The organism is Xanthobacter aminoxidans (genome assembly GCF_023571765.1).
GTDB lineage: Bacteria > Pseudomonadota > Alphaproteobacteria > Rhizobiales > Xanthobacteraceae > Xanthobacter > Xanthobacter aminoxidans.
The window spans coordinates 68,302-89,223 of record NZ_JAMJXC010000017.1 but is presented as its reverse complement, the minus strand read 5'-3'; the positions used below and the strand labels follow the sequence as shown (position 1 = coordinate 89,223).

The 20,922-nt window shown below is 69.0% G+C and carries 21 protein-coding genes; 7 read left to right on the top strand and 14 right to left on the bottom strand.

Features of this window, described 5'->3' with window-relative positions:
* Positions 1-87 precede the first annotated feature (87 nt).
* The 7 genes from EJ105_RS21535 to EJ105_RS21505 form a co-directional block, all read right to left on the bottom strand.
* Positions 88-2,835, bottom strand: a complete 2,748-nt coding sequence (locus tag EJ105_RS21535; protein WP_250167941.1) for a DUF2339 domain-containing protein — start codon at positions 2,833-2,835, stop codon at positions 88-90.
* Between the two features lie 139 nt (positions 2,836-2,974).
* Positions 2,975-3,262: a YciI family protein gene (locus EJ105_RS21530; protein ID WP_250167940.1), complete on the bottom strand. Its 288-nt coding sequence runs from the start codon at positions 3,260-3,262 to the stop codon at positions 2,975-2,977.
* A 12-nt stretch (positions 3,263-3,274) separates the two neighbouring features.
* The gene (locus tag EJ105_RS21525) at positions 3,275-3,859 is read right to left on the bottom strand and encodes a TetR/AcrR family transcriptional regulator (protein ID WP_250167939.1); all 585 of its coding nucleotides are present in this window, start codon (positions 3,857-3,859) and stop codon (positions 3,275-3,277) included.
* Positions 3,860-3,933: 74 nt separating this feature from the next.
* The gene (locus tag EJ105_RS21520) at positions 3,934-5,598 is read right to left on the bottom strand and encodes an NAD+ synthase (protein ID WP_250167938.1); all 1,665 of its coding nucleotides are present in this window, start codon (positions 5,596-5,598) and stop codon (positions 3,934-3,936) included.
* A gap of 115 nt (positions 5,599-5,713) precedes the next feature.
* The gene (locus tag EJ105_RS21515; protein WP_394042629.1) at positions 5,714-6,607 is read right to left on the bottom strand and encodes a S49 family peptidase; all 894 of its coding nucleotides are present in this window, start codon (positions 6,605-6,607) and stop codon (positions 5,714-5,716) included.
* An 81-nt stretch (positions 6,608-6,688) separates the two neighbouring features.
* Complete coding sequence (locus tag EJ105_RS21510; RefSeq protein ID WP_250167937.1) at positions 6,689-7,447, bottom strand: tRNA1(Val) (adenine(37)-N6)-methyltransferase; 759 nt, start codon at positions 7,445-7,447, stop codon at positions 6,689-6,691.
* Positions 7,437-7,664, bottom strand: coding sequence for a putative signal transducing protein (locus EJ105_RS21505; protein WP_029555452.1), 228 nt, complete (start codon positions 7,662-7,664; stop codon positions 7,437-7,439). The genes EJ105_RS21510 and EJ105_RS21505 overlap by 11 nt, the downstream gene beginning before the upstream one ends.
* Positions 7,665-7,789: 125 nt before the next feature.
* On the opposite strand from EJ105_RS21505, the gene EJ105_RS21500 reads away from it, so the two are divergent.
* Positions 7,790-8,797 carry a polyprenyl synthetase family protein gene (locus EJ105_RS21500; protein ID WP_024280549.1) on the top strand — a complete coding sequence of 336 codons (1,008 nt, stop codon included), beginning with the start codon at positions 7,790-7,792 and terminating at the stop codon, positions 8,795-8,797.
* 68 nt (positions 8,798-8,865) lie between these two features.
* Here the strand turns inward: EJ105_RS21500 and EJ105_RS21495 are convergent, their stop codons facing one another.
* Entirely contained in the window at positions 8,866-9,294 is a 429-nt protein-coding gene (locus EJ105_RS21495) for a DoxX family protein (RefSeq protein ID WP_250167936.1), read from the bottom strand.
* A gap of 122 nt (positions 9,295-9,416) precedes the next feature.
* Here EJ105_RS21495 and EJ105_RS21490 point away from each other — a divergent pair, with 122 nt between their 5' ends.
* On the top strand, positions 9,417-10,328 hold the full coding sequence (locus EJ105_RS21490; RefSeq protein ID WP_250167935.1) for a LysR family transcriptional regulator: 912 nt from the start codon (positions 9,417-9,419) through the stop codon (positions 10,326-10,328).
* Between the two features lie 11 nt (positions 10,329-10,339).
* On the opposite strand, the gene EJ105_RS21485 is transcribed toward EJ105_RS21490, so the two are convergent.
* From EJ105_RS21485 to EJ105_RS21470, 4 genes are all read right to left on the bottom strand, one after another.
* Positions 10,340-10,804, bottom strand: coding sequence for a hypothetical protein (locus EJ105_RS21485; protein WP_024280552.1), 465 nt, complete (start codon positions 10,802-10,804; stop codon positions 10,340-10,342).
* A 142-nt stretch (positions 10,805-10,946) separates the two neighbouring features.
* The gene (locus EJ105_RS21480; protein ID WP_250167934.1) at positions 10,947-12,194 is read right to left on the bottom strand and encodes an MFS transporter; all 1,248 of its coding nucleotides are present in this window, start codon (positions 12,192-12,194) and stop codon (positions 10,947-10,949) included.
* Positions 12,195-12,393: 199 nt separating this feature from the next.
* Positions 12,394-12,942, bottom strand: coding sequence for a Spy/CpxP family protein refolding chaperone (locus EJ105_RS21475; RefSeq protein ID WP_250167933.1), 549 nt, complete (start codon positions 12,940-12,942; stop codon positions 12,394-12,396).
* 154 nt (positions 12,943-13,096) lie between these two features.
* A complete protein-coding gene (locus EJ105_RS21470; RefSeq protein WP_250167932.1) occupies positions 13,097-14,017 on the bottom strand; it encodes a metallophosphoesterase family protein in 921 nt (306 codons plus the stop codon).
* Positions 14,018-14,223: 206 nt separating this feature from the next.
* Between EJ105_RS21470 and EJ105_RS21465 the strand changes: the two genes are divergently transcribed.
* Both EJ105_RS21465 and fae read left to right on the top strand, forming a co-directional pair.
* A complete protein-coding gene (locus EJ105_RS21465; RefSeq protein ID WP_250167931.1) occupies positions 14,224-15,471 on the top strand; it encodes a glycoside hydrolase family 2 TIM barrel-domain containing protein in 1,248 nt (415 codons plus the stop codon).
* 46 nt (positions 15,472-15,517) lie between these two features.
* Positions 15,518-16,027, top strand: a complete 510-nt coding sequence (gene fae, locus EJ105_RS21460; RefSeq protein WP_250167930.1) for a formaldehyde-activating enzyme — start codon at positions 15,518-15,520, stop codon at positions 16,025-16,027.
* A 96-nt stretch (positions 16,028-16,123) separates the two neighbouring features.
* Here fae and EJ105_RS21455 read toward each other — a convergent pair whose 3' ends face one another.
* Both EJ105_RS21455 and EJ105_RS21450 read right to left on the bottom strand, forming a co-directional pair.
* Positions 16,124-16,300 (bottom strand): hypothetical protein, encoded by a 177-nt coding sequence (locus EJ105_RS21455; RefSeq protein ID WP_156026234.1) that lies wholly within the window; start codon positions 16,298-16,300, stop codon positions 16,124-16,126.
* A 239-nt stretch (positions 16,301-16,539) separates the two neighbouring features.
* Entirely contained in the window at positions 16,540-17,880 is a 1,341-nt protein-coding gene (locus tag EJ105_RS21450; RefSeq protein ID WP_250167929.1) for an MFS transporter, read from the bottom strand.
* 160 nt (positions 17,881-18,040) lie between these two features.
* Here EJ105_RS21450 and fabI point away from each other — a divergent pair, with 160 nt between their 5' ends.
* From fabI to EJ105_RS21435, 3 genes are all read left to right on the top strand, one after another.
* Positions 18,041-18,805 carry an enoyl-ACP reductase FabI gene (fabI, locus tag EJ105_RS21445; protein WP_024280560.1) on the top strand — a complete coding sequence of 255 codons (765 nt, stop codon included), beginning with the start codon at positions 18,041-18,043 and terminating at the stop codon, positions 18,803-18,805.
* A 218-nt stretch (positions 18,806-19,023) separates the two neighbouring features.
* Complete coding sequence (locus tag EJ105_RS21440; RefSeq protein WP_250167928.1) at positions 19,024-20,397, top strand: NAD(P)H-dependent oxidoreductase; 1,374 nt, start codon at positions 19,024-19,026, stop codon at positions 20,395-20,397.
* A 180-nt stretch (positions 20,398-20,577) separates the two neighbouring features.
* Positions 20,578-20,853, top strand: a complete 276-nt coding sequence (locus EJ105_RS21435) for a hypothetical protein (protein ID WP_024280562.1) — start codon at positions 20,578-20,580, stop codon at positions 20,851-20,853.
* The last annotated feature ends 69 nt before the right edge of the window (positions 20,854-20,922 follow it).

Below are 20,922 nucleotides of genomic sequence, written 5' to 3'. Positions count from 1 at the left end.
GGCGCCGGTTGAAGCCCGCGCGGCGCTTGAGCGAGGCCAACCTGGCCCGCGCGGCGCTTGAGCGAAGCACCGCGCCGAAGCAACCCATCACGCCGAAGGCGGTGCCCCCGGCGCCGACGCCACCTTCTCCCGCGCCAGCAGGCGCTGGTAGACCCACCCCATGGCCACCAGCACCAGCCCGAGGCCGATGAAGGAGACGGCGCGCAGCACGCCTTCCAGATCCGCCATATCGGAGAGGAAGACCTTCAGCACGGTCGCCACCATCACCGCGGCCGAAGCGAGGCGCAGCGTGCGCGAGCCGCGCCACAGGCCCAGCGCCAGCAGCACCATGCCGAACACCAGCCACGCCGCCGACCACGCATACCATTCGGCGGAGGAGATGGCGTCGCCCGCCAGCACAGGCCCCTGGAACAGGCGGCTCACCTCCAGCGTGACGTAGGCGAGCGCAAGCACCCCGGCGATCACCCATCCCGCCGTCCGCACGCGCGGCCGCGTCGGGGGCTGGCCGGCCGCGAAAGCCACGGCGAGCCCGGCCGGCAGGGCATAGGCAATGAGGAGATCGTTGAAGATCGGCCCTCCCACCGCCTCGCCGGTGGCGAACGGGTTGGTCTCGATGAGGCCGTTGAGCGCGCAGACGGTCGCCGCCGCAGCCACGATGTCCGAGAACAGCCGGTAGAAGCCACGCCCGGTGACATTGGCGAGGCGCGAGAGGCCCACCGCATAGGCGCCATAGACCACTGCCAGCAGGCCGGTCTCGAACAGCCGGGTGCCGACCGCATAGATGTCGCCGCCATGGGCGAGGTGGCGCACTTCGGTCGCCGCCAGCAGCATGGCGAAGATCAGGGCGAGGCATTCATGCACCCGCCGCGCCCAGTCGTCCCTGCTCCTGGCGAGGAAGAAGGCGGCCGCGGCGAATGCCAGCGCCGGCACGCCATAGCCCCACAGAAGCCAGTTGAAGATGGGCGTCGTGCCCGGATCAACGGCAATGGTGGGAAGCCAGACGATGCGGGAGAGCACGACGACGCCGAGGGCCGCCGAGAACTGCCGCAGCCCCGGCAGCGGGCGGATGGTGGAAACCCAGGCGACGCCGCAGGCGGCGAGCGCGAGGCTCACCGTGAGCCAGCCTTTCTCCAGCGCGAAGGTGAGCGCCAGCGACAGGCTCACCACGCCGGCCGCGGCGAACACGGTGGCGGCGTGGGTGCGCGCGGCGTTCAGCAGCCGTTCCGCCCCGAGGGTGAAGAGGAAGGCGAGCGCCAGCGCCAGCGCCGCAAACGGCAGGCTGCGTTCCAGCTCCGTGAGCCGCGCATAGGCGGCGATCAGCATCAGCACCGGGCCGACCGTCCCCGTCACCGCCCAGCCGAGCACCGTGCGGCTGCGCCCGCCCCGCCCGGCGCCCAGCGCTCCGGCGGATAGCATCAGCGCGCCCATGGCGAAGGCGAAGACCATGAAATGGCCGATGGAGAGACGCTCCGGCTCGGCCACCGCACCGGCCATGGGGCCGGCCGGCGCGAGGGTGGAGCCGGCATCGGGCGGGAACACCCATTGGGTGAGGATCGCGGGGGCCAGCAGCGCCACCGCGAAGGTGGCGAAGGTCATCGGCCGCACCCGCCACGCCAGCGCGAGCACGCCCACGGCGCCAACGACGAACACGGCCAGCGGGCCGGCGGCGACGTTCCCGTCCACCGCTGCGGCGGCCATGACGGCAAGCGCGCCCACCGCGCCGAGGATGGAGACCGGCTCCGGCCGCTCGCCCGCCTCCGGCCCCCACAGGAAGCCCGGCGCCAGAAGCGCGGCGGTGAGCGCCAGCAGCACGAGGCCGAGCGCACCGGAAGCCGTCACCGCCTGCGGCACCTCGAATGCGATGAGGGTGAGCCCCCAGGCCACCATGCCGGCGATGGCGAGGAGCGCGAGCCCGCGCCAGCGGCGGATGCGCGCGACGCCCAGCGCACTCGCCCCGACCACGGCGATGAGCAGCGCCACGCCCCAGGCGTTGGGCGAACTGGTGGTGACGAGGAAGGGCGTCAGCGCCGCGCCGACGAAACCGAGCGCGCCCAGCGCCGGCCCATGCAGCAGGGCCGCCAGCAAAGTGGCGACACCGGTGGCGGCGAGCAGCAGGAAGGCGGCCTGCGGCGGAATGAGATGGTAGAGCTCATAGGCGGCGAAGATGCTGCCGAAGGCGGTCATGGTGCCGGCGGCGGTGAGGATGCTCGGCACATCCGGCACCAGCCCGCGCAGGCTGGTGATGGGCGCGGCGGGGTCCTTGCCCTCGCGACGGCGCAGCCATTCGCCGGCACCGAGCAGGAAAAGAGCCAGCAGCAGGCCAAGGCTGACCCGCAGCCCCGGCCCGATCAGGTCCTGCTCCACCGCGAAACGCACCAGGAACACGCCGCCCAGCGCCAAAGCAAGGCCGCCGACCCACACCGCCCAACGTGCGCCGACCTTCTCCTCGAAGCCCGCCAGCCGCTCCTTGAGCTTGGCGGCATCGATGGCAGGCGGGGGCGGCGCGGGGGGAGCGGCCGGGGCATCCGCCTCGGGCGCGGGAAACAGAGGCGACGGCGCAGCGGGCGGCTCGCTTCCCGCATCGATCGGCTCGGGCGGCCGTGCGAGGCGCGCCAGCGGACTTTCCTTCGCCTGCGGCACGGCGGCCGGTGGCGTGTGGGTCCAGGCAGGAGCGGACGCAGCGGCCGGCGCCAGCCCTGCTTGAGCCTCCAGCGCCGCGACCCGTGCCTCCAGCACGCGAATGCGGCCCCGGCTCTTCAGCGCCATGATGAAGCCCACCAGGGCCATCACCGGAAAGGCGAGAACCACCAGAACAAGAAGCGCCCACTCATCCATCGCGACCAGCCCGGTTGTATCCGGCGCAACCGTAACGTCAGCGCCGCCCCGTGGCTAGACACCTCCGGCTAAGTCCGCACAAGGAAAAGAGAAATCTGCGAAGCCTTTAGGGCGGTAGGATTGCGCCTCCCTCGCGCGCTCAGGCGGCGAGGAAGGCGAGCCGCGGGTCCGTGCGGCCGGGTGCGATCTCGATGATCTCCGCCGCGACCACGCCCTCGGCGACGAACGGGTCTTCCGCGATCCGGGCCTCGACCTCGGCGCGAGAGGCGGCGGTGGCGAGGATGGCGCCGCCGGCCTTGGGCTCGATGCCGCCCGCGAGCAGGAAGCTTCCCTCGTCAAAACCTTTCCGCAGCCAGGCATTGTGCCCGTCCATCAGGCGCGGGGCGGCGGCACGGTTGGCGGCAAAGCGCAGCAAGACGACGAACATGGTTTCCCCTCTTCAGGCGTGAGCGGCGGGACAGCGATGGATGGCGACGAAACTGCGCATCTCGGCCACTTCGGCATCGATGAAGGCGTCATCGCCGATGGAACTGGCGAGCGTCGCCACCCCCTGGCTGCGGGCGAGGAGGTGCATGGCGAGGCGGGCGGCCTCGTCTTCCCCGTGCCCGAGAGCGCGGAACTGGCGCGCGAGCCAGTCGCGGAACAGGGTGAACAGCCGCGCGGCGTCGGCGCCGGCGGCATGATCGAGCTTCGCCAGCTCGTTGCAGAGCGTGCCGACCGGGCAGCCGAAACGCATGATCTTGGTGCGATTGGCGATGAGGATGCCGACGAAGCTGAGGATGCGCGCCTCCGCATCGTCTCCCTCGTCTTCCCACTGCGCGAGGAGCTTCCGGGTACGCTCCAGCCGCAGCGCGATCACGGCCGCGAGGATCTCGTCCTTGCTCTTGAAATGATAATAGAAATTGCCGCGCGAGAGCTTCACTGCCGCGGCAATGTCGGCGAACGAAGTGGAGGCGAAGCCGGTCTCGTAGAACAGCCGATCCGCCGCCTCGACGATGGCGGCGCGGGTGTCGCTCGCAGGCATGGGAACCGCCTAGGTCAATTGTCCTATTTCCAGAATTAGGACGACTGACCTACATTCGTCAAGCACCGGTCGGGCTATTCCTCGCGGAACCGGTTGGTGATGGGATAGCGGCGGTCGCGGCCGAAGTTGCGTCCCGTCACCTTCACCCCCGGCGCGGCCTGACGGCGCTTGTATTCGGCACCGGTGAGCAGGCGCAACACGCGGGCCACGATGGCGGCGTCGAAGCCGTCGGCGACGATCTCGTCCACCGAACTCTCGCCCTCCACCAGCCGAGCGAGGATGGTGTCGAGCATAGGATAGGGCGGCAGCGCGTCCGCGTCCGTCTGGCCCTCGCGCAACTCCGCACTCGGCGGCTTGTCGATGAGGTGATCGGGGATGACGATGCCGTCCGGCCCCTGCGCCTCGGCCGGCTTCCAGCGGTTGCGCAGGCGGGCGAGGCGCAGCACCTCGGTCTTGTACAGGTCCTTGATGGGGTTGAAGCCCCCGTTCATGTCGCCATAGAGCGTGGCGTAGCCGGTGGACATCTCCGACTTGTTGCCGGTGGTCAGCACCATGGCGCCGAACTTGTTGGAGACGGACATGAGCAGCGTGCCGCGCACGCGGGCCTGCAAATTCTCCTCCGTCACGTCCCGTTCGGTGCCCGCGAACAGCGGCGCCAGCACCGCTTCCAGCCCCTCCACCGCAGGCGCGATGGGCACGACCTCGTAGCGCACGCCCAGCGCCCCGGCCACGGCTGCGGCGTCCTTGAGGCTGTCTTCCGACGTGAAGCGGTAGGGCAGCATCAGGCAGCGCACCCGCTCCGGCCCCAGGGCATCCACCGCCATGGCCGCGCACAAAGCGGAATCGATGCCGCCCGACAGGCCCAGCACCACGCCGGGGAAGCCGTTCTTGTTCACATAATCCCTGAGGCCCACGACGCAGGCGGCATAATCGGCCTCGTCGCCCTCCATGGCCTCCACGAGATTGCCGCCGAGGCAGCGCCAGGTGTCCTCGAAGCGCTGCCAGCGGGAGAGGCGGACGCGCTCGACGAAGCCGGGGAACTGCAAGGCAGGGAAGCGGTCGGCGTTGAGGACGAAGGAGGCGCCGTCGAACACCAGTTCGTCCTGCCCGCCCACCTGGTTCACGTAGAGCAGCGGCAGGCGGCTCTCCACCACACGGGCGACGGCAATGTTCTCGCGCTCCGCATAGACCGAGCGGCGATAGGGCGAGCCGTTGGGAACGATGAGGATTTCCGCGCCCGTCTCGGCGAGGCATTCCACCACGTCCGGCCCCCATATGTCCTCGCAGATGGGCACGCCGAGCCGCACGCCCTTGAACGGGATCGGTCCCGGCAGAGGGCCGGCGGCAAACACGCGCTTCTCATCGAACACGCCGTAATTGGGCAGATCCACCTTATGCCGCACGGCGGAGATTTCCCCCTCCTCCAGCAGCAGCACGGAGTTGAAAAGCCGCCCCTCCTCCACCCACGGCGCGCCGATGAGCACGGCCGGGCCGGTGGCAGTCTCGGCGGCGAGCGCCTCCACCGCCTCCTGGCAGGCCGCGAGGAAGGCCGGTTTCAGCACCAGATCCTCGGCCGGGTAGCCGGCGATGAAGAGCTCGGGAAACACCACGAGGTCCGCCCCCGCCTCGCCCGCGGTCTGCCGGGCGCGTCGGGCGATGGCGAGATTGCCGGAGACATCGCCGACCGTCGGGTTGAGCTGGGCGATGGCAATGAGAAGGGTATCGGCGGGCTCGGTCATGCTTCGGATGTAACCCCGCCCCGCACAAGGCGAAAGGGCAAGAAACGGGCATGCGCCCGTTCTGCCTGATCAATCGGCAACCAGCCTCTCGCCGGGCGCGCCGGACAGGCGACGGCTACAGCCCCAGCCGGCTCCACAGCGCGCGTTCCTCCACCGCAGCTGCGGCGCCCAGCGCAGCTTCGCGGGCGAGCGCGCCGGCAAAGCCCGTGGGGCGCTTGGGCAGGAACCCGGTGGACCCCTGCACCAGCTTCAGCGTCGTGTCCGTGCCGTAGCGCGCCTTCAGGATGCCGCGCACGTCGCCGAGGCCATCCACGAGGCCGAGGCCCACGGCCTGCGTGCCCAGCCAGAACTCGCCGGAGAACAGCGTCTCGTCATCGCCCATCAGCGCATCGCCGCGGCGCGACTTCACAAGGTCGGCGAATACGGTGTGCAGCTCCTTCAGCAATTGGTCGAGCCGCTCCACGTCTTCCGGCTGGGTGGGGCGGAAGGGGTCCAGCGTCACCTTGCGCTCGCCGGCGGTGTAGACGCGCCGCTCGATGCCCAGCTTCTCGATGGCCCTGTCGAAGCCGAAGCCCGCCGTCACCACCCCGATGGAGCCGACGATGGAGCAGGGATCGGCGAAGATCTCGTCGGCCGCGCAGGCGATCATGTAGCCGCCCGAGGCCGCCGCATCCTCCACGAAGGCGAAGACGTGCTTCTCCTTCTCCTCCGCCAGCGCGCGGATGCGGCGGAAGATGAGGTGGGACTGCACCGGCGAACCGCCCGGCGAATTGATGAGCAGCGCCACGGCGGGCGCCTCCTTCATGCCGAAGGCCTTCTCCAGCGCCTGCGCCGTGCTGGCGAGCGACATGCTGCGCGAGAAAGGCGAGGTCATGCCGATGGGGCCGGACAGACGCACCACCGGCACGAGGGGCGCATCGGTGCGCCATTTTCTGGGAAGGAGACCGCGGGCGCGGCGCGACAGGGAGGAAAGAAATTCGGCCATGCCCGAGATGTAGGGCCTCCCCATGGCGCCCTCAAGGCGCCATTCCTTGTCGAGACCGCGCCCTCAAGGCGCCCCCGACGCCAAGGACCGCGCCCTGATCGCGCGTCAGCGCAACGCCGCGCCGTCGCGCAGAACCGCCTCGGCCTGCGGCGTCGGTACGCCGTCCGCCCCGGCCAGCACGAGGCCTGGCAGGAGCGCGGGCGGCGTGCGCCGCCCCTTCATCGCCCGCACCAGCAGCCGCACCGACGGCCGGTCGGGGCGAGGGTGGACGGGAAGGATCTCCACGGCGCCGAATCCTTTCGCCAGCGCGGCGAGAATGTCCGCCAGCGCCTCGGGGCGATGGATCAGGCAGAGCACGCCTTTCGCGCCGAGGCAGCGGTCAGCGGCGCGAACCCATTCGGCGAGAAGGTCGGCATCCGCCATGTGGGCGCGGGCACGGGCCTCATCGGGAGAGGTGCGGTGGCGGGTGTCGGCATTGAAGGGCGGGTTGGCGAGCACCAGGTCCGCCGCGCCCTTCCCCGGCGCATCCGGCCCCGCAGGCCTCCCGAGGCAAGCGACATCCGCCGTCACCACCTGCGCCCGCCCGTCCAAGCCGTTGAGCGCCGCATTCTCCGCCGCCAGTGCAGCGAGGGCGGGATCGATCTCCACCAGCGTGGCACGCGCCTCCGGAACACGGGCGAGGAAGGCGAGGCCGGCACTGCCCACTCCTGTCCCGAGGTCCACCGCGGTGCGCCGATCAGCCGGCGCGAAGGCGGCGAGCAGCAGCGCGTCGTGCCCGACGCGGTGGCCCGAAACCATTTGCCGCAGCGTCAATCTCCCACCGAGCACGCTGTCGGTGGACAGGGCGGCGGCTTCAGCCGGCATCACGCAGGGCCGCGCCGAATCCCGCCTCCACCAGCAGGCGGCGCGCGCGCGGCACGTCCTCGTCCACAACCAGCAGGCGACGGGGAAAGACGCCGATGGAGCCTTCCAGGACGCTCATATGGGCATCCGCGACCATGTGACCGATATCGGCCGACGTGAGCAGCGCCTCTATGGCGCCGAGCAGCACCAGATCGTTGGTCCGCACCATCTCCTGCATCGTACAGACCTCCGATCGCGGCGACTGGCGCGCCCGGTGCAACCAAAGGCGATCTGCCAGAGCTTGCACGGAACCCATCCGCATCCCTATGGTGCGCCCCAAAGATTGACAAGCGGGAGCGTTTCTTGGCCGTCGTCCTTCCGTTCGAGCCCAACGAGCCGTCGCTCGAGGCACTGGTCGCCTTGGTGAAGACGGACATGGAGCGGGTCAACGCCGTCATCCTGGCGCGGACCGGCTCCGACGTGGCCATGATTCCCGAGGTGGCGAACCACCTCATCTCGTCCGGCGGCAAGCGTCTGCGGCCGATGCTGACGCTCGCCTGCGCCGCGCTCGCGGGCTACCGGGGCGACGGTCACGTGAAGCTCGCCGCCTCCGTGGAGTTCATGCACACCGCCACCCTCCTCCATGACGACGTGGTGGACGAGAGCGACATGCGCCGGGGCAAGCTCGCCGCGCGCAAGCTCTGGGGCAACGAGGCGAGCGTGCTGGTGGGCGACTTCCTGCTGGGCCAGGCGTTCAAGATGATGGTGGAGGTGGGCTCCATGACCTGCCTCGACATCCTCTCCACTGCCGCCTGCGTCATCGCCGAGGGCGAGGTGATGCAGCTCGCCGCCGCCAAGAACACCGCCACCTCCGAGGACGACTATCTCGCCGTCATCCGCGGCAAGACGGCCGAACTGTTCGCCGCCGCCTGCGAGGTGGGTGCCGTCCTCGCCCAGCGGCCGAAGGCCGAGCAGGCGGCCTGCCGCTCCTACGGCATGAATCTCGGCATCGCCTTCCAGCTGGTGGACGATGCCCTCGACTATGGCGGCTCGCAGGCCAAGCTCGGCAAGAACGTGGGCGACGACTTCCGGGAGGGGAAGATCACCCTGCCGGTGCTGCTCGCCTTCCGCCGCGGTGATGAGAAGGAGCGCGCCTTCTGGCAGCGTTGCCTGGAAAACAGCGAGGCGAGCGCCGCGGACCTCGATCAGGCCATCGGCCTGATGACCAAGCATCGCGCCATTGCCGACACGGTGGAGCGCGCCCGCCATTACGGCGCCATCGCCAAGGATGCCCTCGCGCTCTTCCCCGCCGGCCCCGCCAAGGCGGCGTTGATGGAGGCGGTGGACTTCTGCCTCTCCCGCGCCCACTGAGAGCGGCACCATTCACGCAAAAAGGCCGGCCCCTCGCGGAGCCGGCCTTTTTTGTTGGACCTGGAATGTCAGGCCACCGCAGCACGGCGGGTGGGCAGGAGCGCGGCGGGCTTCACCGCGAAGGCGCCTTCGCCGGCCAGCGCCAGCACGATCTGGCCGACCACGAGGAAGGCGGGATATTCCCAGCCGCCGCCGGGCGCGGAGAACACCCAGCCGTTGGGCAGGTGATAGCTGAGCGCGCCGAGCATCATGGGGATGAGCAGGACGGCGACCTGCCGGGCATAGACGCCGCCGATGAGCAGCAGGCCGCCGACGATTTCCACGGCGATGAAGGGGATGGCGAGGGCGCCGGGCAGGCCCATCTTGCTGGACAGGAAGCCAGCGAAGCCCGGAACGGTGAAGATGAAGATCTTCATCAGGCCGTGCGACAGCCACATGATGCCAAGCGCGAGGCGCAGGATGAAGAGGCCGTAGGGAGCGGTGCGGGTGTCAACCATGGGAGTGAACTCCGGTTTGAGGTGACGCCACATCTAGCTTTCGCGCTCATGCACGGCCATACTCATCAAATCCAGATCGAGTTTGCATCTGCGCAAATCACTTTCCCGAGGGTCGCCTCTCCATGATACCGTGGGATGATTTCCGGCTGGTCCGGGCCATCGCTGAAACCGGCTCTCTGGCGGGTGCCGCCGAGCAACTGGCGGTCAACCACTCCACCGTCTTCCGCCGCCTCGGCACGCTGGAGCAGCAATTGGGCGCCCGGCTGTTCGAGCGCGCGCGCGCAGGCTACGTGCCCACCCCCATGGGCGAGGAGATGGTGCGCCTCGCCGAGCACATGGCGGACGAGGTGCTAGCGGTGGAGCGCCGCATCACAGGCCAGGATCTGCGCCCCTCCGGCGAATTGCGCGTGACCACCAACGACACGCTGCTGGTGCACATGCTCACGCCCATCTTCGCCTCGTTCCGCGCGGCCTATCCGGAGATCCGCCTCGACGTGGTGATCTCCAACCAGTCGCTCAGCCTTTCGAAGCGCGACGCGGACGTGGCCATCCGCGCCAGCGACCGGCCCGGCGACACGCTGGTGGGGCGGCGCATGGCCTCCATCGCCTGGGGCATCTATGGCAGCGCCGCGCAGAACATCACCGGCCCGCTCGATCCGGCGGACCTGCGGCGCTACGACTGGATCGGCTTCTCCGACAATCTCGGCGCCATCAAGCCCGCCAAATGGCTGCGCGAGCGCGTGGGCGAGGAGAAGATCATCTATCGGGTGAATACGGTGCTCGGCCTTGCCGAGGCGGCGGCGGCGGGCATGGGGCTGGCGCTGCTGCCCTGCTTCATCGCGGCGGTCACGCCGGGTCTCGTCCAGCTCATGGGACGGCAGGGGGAGCTGGAATCCGGACTGTGGCTGCTCACCCATCCCGACATCAAGGCGACCGCCCGTGTGCGGACCTTCATGGAACATGCGGGCCGGGAAATCGGCAAGCTCAGGGGGCGGATCGAGGGGATGGAGGATCAGCCCGCGACTGCGGGCTGACGGGAAAAAGCTCAGTCCGCGGAGGCTTCCGTGGTGCGCTTGGACTTGGAGCGGCGCGAGGCCACCTGCTGGCCTTCGCCGCTGGCGCCGACAAATTCGCACCACATGGTCTGAATGCCGGCGAGCGAGCCGCGGAAGGAGTTCTGCCCGGTCTTCACCAGATCGAAGCAGGGCTCGAAGGTCATGCCCTTCACGAAGCCGCACACATTCTCGCCGCGCACGCGCAGGGTGTTCGGCGGCAGGCGCACGAAGCGCGGCGGCGCGTCGCGCAGGGTGATCATGCCGGCGACCGAGCCATCGGCATAGACGCGCCCTGCGCCCTTGGAACCTTCAAAGCAGGTGAACGAGAAGGTGCGTCCGACCACGAACTCGCGCGCCTGGTCGGCCGAGAGCTGCTGGGCGGCTGCGGGCGCCGGCGCCAGAGCGGCCGGGAGGAGTGCGGCAAAGCCCAAGGCCGCGACGAGAATGCTGCGCATGGCTTGTTCGCGATTATCCATCTGATCTTCGTTCACGTTGCGCAGACACCACCGGCCATTGTCAAGAGCAGGAACAGCTAGGGAACACCGGCGCCGTGCGCACGATGCCGAATCTTCCAGCACCGTGCTCTGAGAGTCGCGCTCATACGGTTACCGGCCGATGAACAGGACGTTCCCTTATGGGCAGATTGATGGCCGCGGAGGCAAAAGACAGCGCGACGGACAGCCACCACAGCCAGTCGTAGCTCTTGGTCGCCTCATAGATCTCGCCGCCGAGATAGACGCCGAGGAAGCCGCCCACCTGATGGGAGAAGAAGGCGAAGCCATAGAGCATGGCCATGTAGCGCGTGCCGAACATGAGCATCACGAGGCCCGAGGTCGGCGGCACGGTGGACAGCCACAGGAAGCCCATGGCGGCGCCGAACATGTAGCAGCTCGTCGCCGTGATCGGGGTCATCACGAACACCGCGATGACGACGCCGCGCGCGGCGTAGATGACCGACAGCAGCACCTTGCGCGGCATGCGGTTGGAGAGATAGCCGGCGGTCAGAGAGCCGAGGATGTTGAACAGGCCGATCAGGGCCAGCGTGTAGGCGCCCACCGACAGGCTCATGCCCTTGTCCACCAGGAAGGCCGGCATGTGGACGGTGACGAAGGCGAGCTGGAAGCCGCAGGTGAAGAAGCCGAGCACCAGCATTACGTAGCTCGGATGCCGGAGCGCCTCGCTCAGGGCCGCGCCGATGGTCTGCTGCGGCGCCTGTGCGGCACCGGTGGCGTACGGTGCGGACGCGCGGGTGGCGAGCGCCAGCGAGAACGGCAGCACGATGAGCAGCGAGGCGCCGAACACCAGCAGGGTCTGGTGCCAGCCGATGGTGTCCATGAGCCCGCGGGTGAGCGGCGGGAACAGGAACTGGCCGAACGATCCGGCCGCGGTGGCGAGACCGAAGCCGATCGACTTCCACTCGTTCGGCAGGAGCTTGCCGAAGGCCGCGAGCACGAGATTGAACGACGCGGCGGACAGGCCGAAGCCGATGAGCACGCCGGCGGACAGGTGCAGCAGGCCGGGCGTCGTCGCATAGGCCATCAGCGCGAGGCCGGCGGCATAGATGAGCGCGCCGCAGCACAGCACCCGTACCGTGCCGAAGCGATCGGCCAGCGCGCCGGCGAACGGCGAACCCACGCCCCACAGAAGGTTCTGGATGGCCACGGCGAAGCCGAACACGTCGCGGCCCCAGCCGAACTCCTGCGACATGGGCAGCAGGAACAGGCCGAAGACGGAGCGCGGTCCGAAGGTCAGCAGCGCCACCGCCGAGCCGGCGATGAGAATGAGGATGGCCGGAACGGTGCCGCTCCGGCCAAGATTGGCCGTCGGTGAGGATGGGGCGGACATGAGGGTCGTCTCGCGTTGGGAGATGCACCCACGGGTGCATGTTAAACCCATTCTACGAGCAGCCCACGTCCTTTGGAAAATCAATAATCGTCAACGGCTCCATGAGCAGCTCTCATGGATCGGTCGCATATTACCTCGAGACATTCGCAAAACGGGGCGGCCAAGGCCGCCCCGCCGTGTCTGCCGGAGGTCCCCAGCGTCAGCCGCGACGCGGGCCATCCGCATTCGGGCCGCCGTGCGGGCCGTGATGCCAGCCGCCGCCCATGCCGCCGCCCATGCCGCGGAACTGCTGGTGCAGCACCATGTTGAGGCGCTGCTTCTGCGCCGTGTCGAGGGTCTTGTAGAGCGGGTCCGCCGCATCGGCGATCTTGCGCAGGTCGTTGGCGCGGGCGTCCATGCGGTCGGCGGCGGTGCGCATGCGGGCGATGGGATCAGCCGGCGTGCCGGCCTGCCGCGCCTCGCGGGCGGCCTTGCGGTCGGCGGCCATCTGCTCGCGGCGCTGGGCCGCATCCTTGGCGACGGACTTCAGCGTCTGCTCCACGCCCGGCCACAGCTTCTCCTGATCAGGCGTGAGCTTCAGCGCGGTCTTGAGCGCGACGATGCGGGCATCGGTGAGGATGGCGCGATCCTCGGCGGTCGGCTGCCAGCGGTGCGGCCCATCCCCCGCGGCGGGGGTGTTCGCGGCATAGGTGGCCGCGGAACCGGCGATCAGCGCAGCGGCGGTTGCGGCGAAAAGAGCGCGTTTCATGTCGTGGGTCCTCCTTCAGGGACGAAGGAAGCATCGTCCCCAAACCCACGTCCGGCAACTTAAACTTCGGTAATAGACATCTTGATACAACTTGTTGCAAATAGATTTTTCGTGTGACCTCGTGCGCAACAATACCACCATTCTGCCACGACTTTCAGGCAACACCTTCCGATCCGACAAGTACTTTCGCTTCCAGACTCGAAACTCCCTGCGTATCCCGGGAATATCCGCGTCGTTCCATCTCGCAGCGCCATGCACCGGGCCCGCCGGAGATCCGGTAGAGACAATAGCCGCCGGCGCCGCGCTCATCCTGCGGCCCGGCCGAGGCGGAGGGCACACCCACCACGGGGATGCGGCCGGCTGCCGACGGGATGTATCCGAGGGAGGCGCGATGGTCGTGCCCATGCAGCACCAGTTCCGCCCCCGCCTGCGCGAGCACCGCCCGCACCTCCTCCGCATCGCGCAGGTCGCGGTGGAAGGGGCGCTCGCCCACGGGGGGATGATGGATCATCACCACCCGGAACAGCCCTTCCGCCTTCAGCCGCTCCAGCAGCGCCGAGAGCCGGCCGAGCTGCGCCCGCCCTGCCTTGCCGCTGGCGAGGAACACCGCCGTGGGGATCGCCGTCGAGACGCCAACGATCGCCACCTCGCCCCGCCGCCGGACGTAAGGGAAGGAATCCACATCCACCGGCGTATGGGGATGGCCGTCGTCTCCGGCGAGGAAGGGCGCCCAATGCTCCAGATGGTAATGCATGGCGGAGCGCACATAGGCGTCATGGTTGCCGGGCACGACGCTCACCGTGCCGGGCTCCCCGAGGGAGGCGAGGAAGGTGGCGCCGGTGTCGAACTCGGCCGGCAGGCTCACATTCACGAGGTCGCCGGTGACGCAGATGTGGTCCGGCTGCTGGGCGAGAAGGTCTTCCGTGAGCGGCGCCAGCGTCGATGCGCCGAAATTGCGCCGCCGCGCGCCGATCCAGTTCATCATTCCGAAGAAGCGCTTGCCCAGAAGCTCGGAGATGCGCGCCTCCGGGATCGGGCCGAGGTGCGGGTCGGAGAGATGAGCGATCACGGGCATGGAGCGGACCTTGATGCGGCAGGACGTGCGGCAAGGAATGCGACAGGAACGCGGCGCTTATAGCAGATCGCGCCGCGTCCGCTCCGGTTCCCCGTTTGCGATGCGGCAAGGCGCGCGGGGCAGGCCGGGTTGATGTTGCCGAAGCCATCCCCCACGCTGCATGCTGCAATGCATCGATGTCCTCAGGTCAATCGCGAGTGAAGTCCGTGCGTCACGTTTTCGTCCTCCTGCTGCTTGCGCTCGCGCTTTCCCCTGTCCTCGTGCGACAGGCTCATGCCTCCCAGGTGGCGGTGCGCGGAACCGACATCCTGGTGGACGGCAAACCCTTTGTTCCCCTCGGTGCCAGCGGCGAGACGCGCTTTCCCGATCTGAAGGCGCTGGGCGCCAACACCATCCGCACCTACGGGCAGGAGCCGGGGGAGATTCTCGACGCGGCGCAGCGGGCGGGGCTGAAGGTGATCGTGGGCTTCTGGCTCGGCCATCCCCGCCTCGGCTTCAACTATGCCGACCGTGCGGCGGTGACGGCCCAGCTGGAGGCGCTGCGCCACATGGTGGAGCGCTATCGCACCCATCCGGCGCTGCTCATGTGGGGCATCGGCAACGAGGTGGAGGTCGAGCTTTCCCCGGAGGAGGCGCAGGCCGTGTGGCCAGCCATCGAGGAGGCCGCGCGGCTGGTGAAGACACTGGACAGCCAGCACCCCACCATGGCGGTGCTCGCCGAAGTGGGGCAGGACAAGGCTGCCATCCTGAAGCGCAATGCGCCGGACATCGACGTGCTCGGCATCAACGGCTATGGCGACGGCCTGCTCACCGCCGCCGGCCGCGCGCGGGCGCAGGGCTGGACCGGCCCCATCATCCTCACCGAGCTCGGCGCGCAGGGCCATTGGGATGCCCCGAAGGCGCCTTGGGGCGCGCCCATGGAGCCGACCTCCTCGGACAAGGCCGCCCGCGTGCGGCGCTATCTGATGGGGGCGAAGCAGGCGGGCGTCGGCGCCATGCCCTTCCTGTGGGGGCAGAAGCAGGAGGTGACGCCCTCCTGGTATTCGCTGCTGCTGCCCACCGGCGAATGGACCGAGACGGTGGAGGTGATGGCCGATCTGTGGGGCGGAAAGGTGCCCGGCGGCCCCAATAGGGCGCCGCGCATCCTCGCCCTCTCCCTCGTGGGACCGGCCCGATTCTCCACCGACGGGCAGACCCTGGTGCGCCTCTCCGCCACAGATCCCGATGGCGACCCGCTGAAGGCCGAATGGCAGATCATGGCCGAGACCACCGCCCGCAGCGTCGGCGGCGATCCCGAGCCGGTGCCGCCCAACTTTCCCGAGGGCCTGCACGATCCCGCCCCGACAGGCGTGCGCATCTTCGGCCTGCCGCCCGGCCGCTACCGCGTGTTCGTCACGCTGCGCGACGGGCGCGGCGCGGCGGCCACCGGCAACATCCCCTTCGAGATCCAGTAGCGCTTTTCAGCACGCCTTTTCAGCACAGCATTTTGCGGAGGATTTCATGCCCAGGATCGACCGTCTTCTGGTGGGAGAGGCCCTGGTGGGCGACGGCAACGAGGTGGCGCACATCGACCTCATCATGGGTCCGCGCGGCTCTTCCGCCGAGATCGCCTTCGTCAATGCCATCACCAACAACAAGGACGGCTTCACCGCTTTGCTCGCCGTGGTCGAGCCCAATCTGATGGTGAAGCCCGCCACCGTCCTCTTCAACAAGGTGACGATCAAGGATGCCCGCCAGGCGGTGCAGATGTTCGGGCCGGCGCAATATGCGGTGGCGAAGGCGGTGGCGGATTGTGTTGCGGACGGCCTCATCCCCATCGAGGAGGCCGACGACATCTTCATCTGCGTGGGGGTGTTCATCCACTGGGACGCCAGCGACGATGCGCGCATCCAGGCCTTCAACCACGAGGCCACCCGCCTTGCCATCACGCGGGCCATCAGCGGAACGCCGAGCCCGGCGGAGGCCATGACGCGCCGGGAAACGGCGCGTCATCCCTTGGCTGTAGACTAACCGCGCCGGGAAACGGCGCGTCACCCCTTGGCGGTAGACTAACCGCGCCGGGACACGGCGCGTCATCCCTTGGCGGTGGACTGACCGCGGGAGGCGCTATTGCGCGCCGTCCCCGCTCTCATTCGACAGATCGAGGGAGAGGCCACGGGCGAACCAAGCGCCGGTGCCGGCGATCGCGGCGCCGGCCATGAAGGCCAGACCGGGCCAGTGCGCTGCCGCGAGGCAAAGTCCCACCAGCAGGCCCGAGAACGAGCAGGCCATGGCCACGATCATGACCGAGGCACGCTCACGCGCGCCCGCGTCCCGGGCCGCCATGCTTTGCGCGGCCAGCTGGCTGTGTGCTGTGAACTGCCCCAGAGGGCCCCCCGCAGGGCCCGCAGAGGGCGGGCGCGACCGACCCTTCGCTTGAAATGCCACGATGTTCCTCCCGCGCCGCCGACTGTCCGGCGGTCATTGGGAGTGAGAGTAAAGCAGAAAAGCTTGACCTCTTCATCAGGCTGAGACGGTGCTGGCTAAATTTTTCTTGCCGCAGCGTCATTGCACTGCAGCGAAGGCCCAAGTTGTGCCCGAAAAGCGAGCATGAGCAAACCGGCGGCGAGCACGATGGCCGCCAGCGCCATGAAGCCGACATCGAAGCGGCCGGTCGCCTCCCGCACGAAGCCGACGAGATAGGGGCCGGCGAAGCCGCCGAGATTGCCGACCGAATTGATGAGCGCAATGCCGGCCGCCGCCGCCGTGCCGCGCAGGAATTGCGGCGGCACCGACCAGAACGGCCCCAACGCCGCATAGATCCCCATGGAAGCGAGGGAGATGGCGGCGATGGCCGCCATATGCGTAGGCGCGACCACGCTGGCGGCCAGCCCCGCCGCTCCGGCGACCGCCGGAACCGCCACATGCAGCACCCGTTCACCGCGCCGGTCGCTGTGGCGGCCCACGGCGAGCATGGCGAGGGCGCTCAACGCATAAGGGATGATGAGGATCAGCCCCACCTCGTGGGTGGAATAGCCCATGGCACGCACGATCTGCGGCAGCCACAGGCCGATCCCGTAGAGCCCCACCACAAGGCCGAGATAGACGAGGCAAAGCACGACGACCCGCGTGTCCTTCAGGGCCGGCAGCCAGGCCTCGTGCGTGCCGGCGGGATGGGCGGCCTGATGCGCCGCATCATGGGTGAGGTGGTCGGCATCGAGCCGCGCGGCGATGGCGGCCTTCTCCTCGTCCGTCAGCCAGCGGGCCTGCTCGGGGCTGTCGGGCAGCAAGGCGAGCACCACGAGGCCGAGCACCACCGCCGGCAGCCCCTCGATGATGAACAGCCACTGCCAGCCGGCAAGGCCGAAGAGGCCGTGGGTGTCGAGGATCCAGGCGGACAACGGCGCCCCGAGCGCGCTGGAGATGGGCACCGCCGCCATGAACAGCGCCACGTAGCGCGCCCGCACCGACAGCGGGAACCAGTAGCCGAGATAGAGGATCATCCCCGGCAGGAAGCCCGCCTCGGCAGCGCCGAGCAGGAACCGGGCGATGAAGAAGCCGGTCGCGCCCGTCACGAATGCGGTCGCCGCCGAGATCAGGCCCCACGTCACCATGATGCGGCAGATCCACAGCCGCGCACCCACCTTCTGCAGCACCAGATTGCTCGGCACCTCGAACAGGAAATAGCCGAGGAAGAAGATGCCGGCACCCCAGCCATAGACCTCGGGCGAGAAACCCAGGTCCGCATTCATGGTCAGCGCCGCGAAGCCCACATTCACGCGATCGAGGAAGCTGACCACATAGAGCACCATCATCAGCGGGATGAGCCGCCGGACCGCCTTGGCGAAGGCGCGCGCCTCCACCGTCTGCCTCTGCGCCACCACGCGCCCCTCCCCCGTCTTTGCGCGGTTTGTGGCGGCCGGCGGCACGGGCGTCAACTGCCCGCAGGCCGGGCAGACCCTTGCGCCGTTTGACTTTCGTCATGTTGACGTCGGCGACCGGGTGCAAAGAGGGTGGAGAACCGCAACGCACGAGGGCGCGCGCATGTTTTCGCTGAAGGGCCAGAAGGCGCTGGTGGTGGGCGTCGCCAATGACCAGTCCATCGCCTGGGGCTGCGCGAAGGCATTTCGCGAGCAGGGTGCCGACGTCGCCGTCACCTATCTCAACGAGCGCGCCGAGGCGCATGTGCGGCCGCTCGCCGAATCCATCGGCGCCGAATTGATCCTCCCCCTGGACGTGAGCATTCCCGGCCAGCTCGAAGCCGTATTCGCCGAGATCACCGCACGCTGGGGCCGGCTCGACACCCTGCTCCACTCCATCGCCTTCTGCCCGAGGGAGGATCTCCACGGCCGCGTCGTCGACTGCTCGGCGGAAGGCTTCTCCAAGGCCATGGACGTCTCCGTCCACTCCTTCCTGCGGATGATCCGCCTCGCCGAGCCGCTGATGGGTGCGGGCGGCACCTGCATGACCGTGTCCTTCTACGGCGCGGAGAAGGTGGTCGAGCACTACAACATCATGGGGCCGGTGAAATCGGCGCTCGAATCAGTGGTGCGCTATGCTGCCGCGGAACTCGGCGAGAAGCGCATCTCCGTCCATGCGCTCTCGCCCGGCCCGCTGAAGACCCGCGCCGCCTCCGGCATCGCCGATTTCGACGAACTGCTGAACGAGGCCGCCGCGCGCGCACCGACTCACCTCCTCGCCTCCATCGAGGATGTGGGTGCCTTCGCCGCCTTCCTCGCCAGCCGCGAGGCCGCCAACGTCACCGGTGGCGTCCACCAGATCGACGGCGGCTACAGCATCATCGGCTGAAAAACGCCCGCCCTGACGTTGCGGAGCGCTTCCCTCCGGCGGAAGAGCGCACTACCGTTCCCCCGCGGGCCCCACCCGCCACGGCCGGACAGCAACGATCCGGCCGGAGACAACCGGCGATGGCCGGACGGAGGAACGCTCCTGCGCATCGACCCGCCCGACGGGCACGCGCGTGCGCACGTCTTCGCCCGGCTTCCGCAAGGAAGGAGAGCGACCCCATGAATCTTGCAGCCAAGCTCCGGGCCCGCGCGGCCGAGGGGCGGCCGGTGCGCGTCGGCCTCATCGGTGCGGGCAAGTTCGGCTCCATGTTCCTGTCGCAGGTGCGCACCACCGTGGGCATGCACCTGATGGGCATCGCCGATCTCTCCGCCGCCCGGGCGAAGGATGCCCTCGCCAACACCGGCTGGCCGGTGGACGATGCCCTCGCGACCGACTTCGACGACGCGCGCCGCACCGGCCGCACCGTCATCACCGAGGATGCCGAGGCGCTCATCAAGGCCGATGGCATCGAGGTGATCGTGGACGCCACCGGCAGCCCCGCGGCGGGGCTCAGGCACGCGCTCCTCGCCATCGCCGAGCGCCGCCACATCGTGATGGTGACGGTGGAGGCGGACGTGCTGGCCGGTCCCCTCGTTGCCCGCAAGGCGGCCGAGGCTGGCGTTGTCTATGCCGCCGCCTATGGCGACCAACCGGCGCTGGTGTGCGAGATGGTGGACTGGGCGCAGACCTGCGGCTTCAACGTCGTGGCCGCCGGCAAGGGCACGAAATACCTGCCCGCCTACCACGCCTCCACGCCGGACGACGTGTGGCGCAACATCGGCCTCACGCCCGAGCAAGCGGCCATCGGCGGGATGAACCCGCAGATGTTCAACTCTTTCGTGGACGGCACGAAATCCTCCATCGAGATGGCCGCCATCTCCAACGCCACCGGCCTCAAGGCGCCGCGCGACGGGCTTCTCTTCCCGCCCTGCGGCGTGGACGACCTGCCCACCATCCTGCGCCCCCGCGACGCCGGCGGGCTGCTGGAGGAAGCCGGGCAGGTGGAGGTCGTCTCCAGCCTGGAGCGGGACGGACGGCCCGTGTTCCGGGATCTGCGCTGGGGCGTCTATGTGGTGATCGAGGCCGATCCCTCGGCGCGTGGCGACTATGCGCGCCGCTGCTTCCGCGAGTACGGCATGGCCACCGACCCGAGCGGTCGTTACACGGCGCTCTATCGCCCCTACCACATGATCGGGCTCGAACTCGGCATCAGCGTCGCCGCAGCGGCGCTCAGGAACGAGGCGACGGGCGCGCCCATCGGCTTCTTCTCCGACGCCGTGGCGGTGGCGAAGAAGGATCTCATGCCCGGCGAGATGCTGGATGGCGAGGGTGGCTATACCGTGTGGGGCCGCATCATGCGGGCGGAGGAGTCCCTTGCCCGCGGCGCCCTGCCCATCGGCCTCGCCCACAAGGTGCGCCTCACCCGCCCCATCGCCCGCGGCGAAGTGGTCGGCTGGGCGGACGTGGAGATCGGCGACAGCGACACCGTGCGCCTGCGCCGGGAGATGGAGCGCCAGTTCGCCGCCCCCGCCTCCCGCTCCGCAGCGGCCTGAGAGGCGCCCCGGCGCCCGGCGCCGGTGGACGTTAGCCGTCCGCCGGCGCGGCGCGAGGCCGCACCGGAATGGCCCGCCTGCGGCGAATGGGATTATTGATCCAGATCAAATGTCCGGTGAAGGTTCGGCCTGTCCCGCAGTGCGGGATGAACCTCGATACATGTCACCGGACCCTGCCCCATGCGAACCGCCGCGCGCGCCGTGCTTCACGTCCCCTTCTTCGGCTGGCTTCTCCGCGATGCCATCTACGGGCTGCCCGACGCGAAGTATTTCTTCATCGCGAACCTGATTTTCGCCTTCGGCTATCTCACCTATTTCTTCGGCTATGCCTTCATCATCATCTACGCGCTGACGGCGACCGCGCTCGCCCTGACCGCGCTCGTCATCCTCACCGCGTCCGATCTCCTCGCCACCATGGCCAAGCGCAAGGCCGCGCGGCTGGCGCGGGGGCGGTAAGGCGCAGAAAGCGGCCCCGGCGCACGACGTCGGGGCGGAAACATCAGCCGCGGCCGGAAACCGGCCACG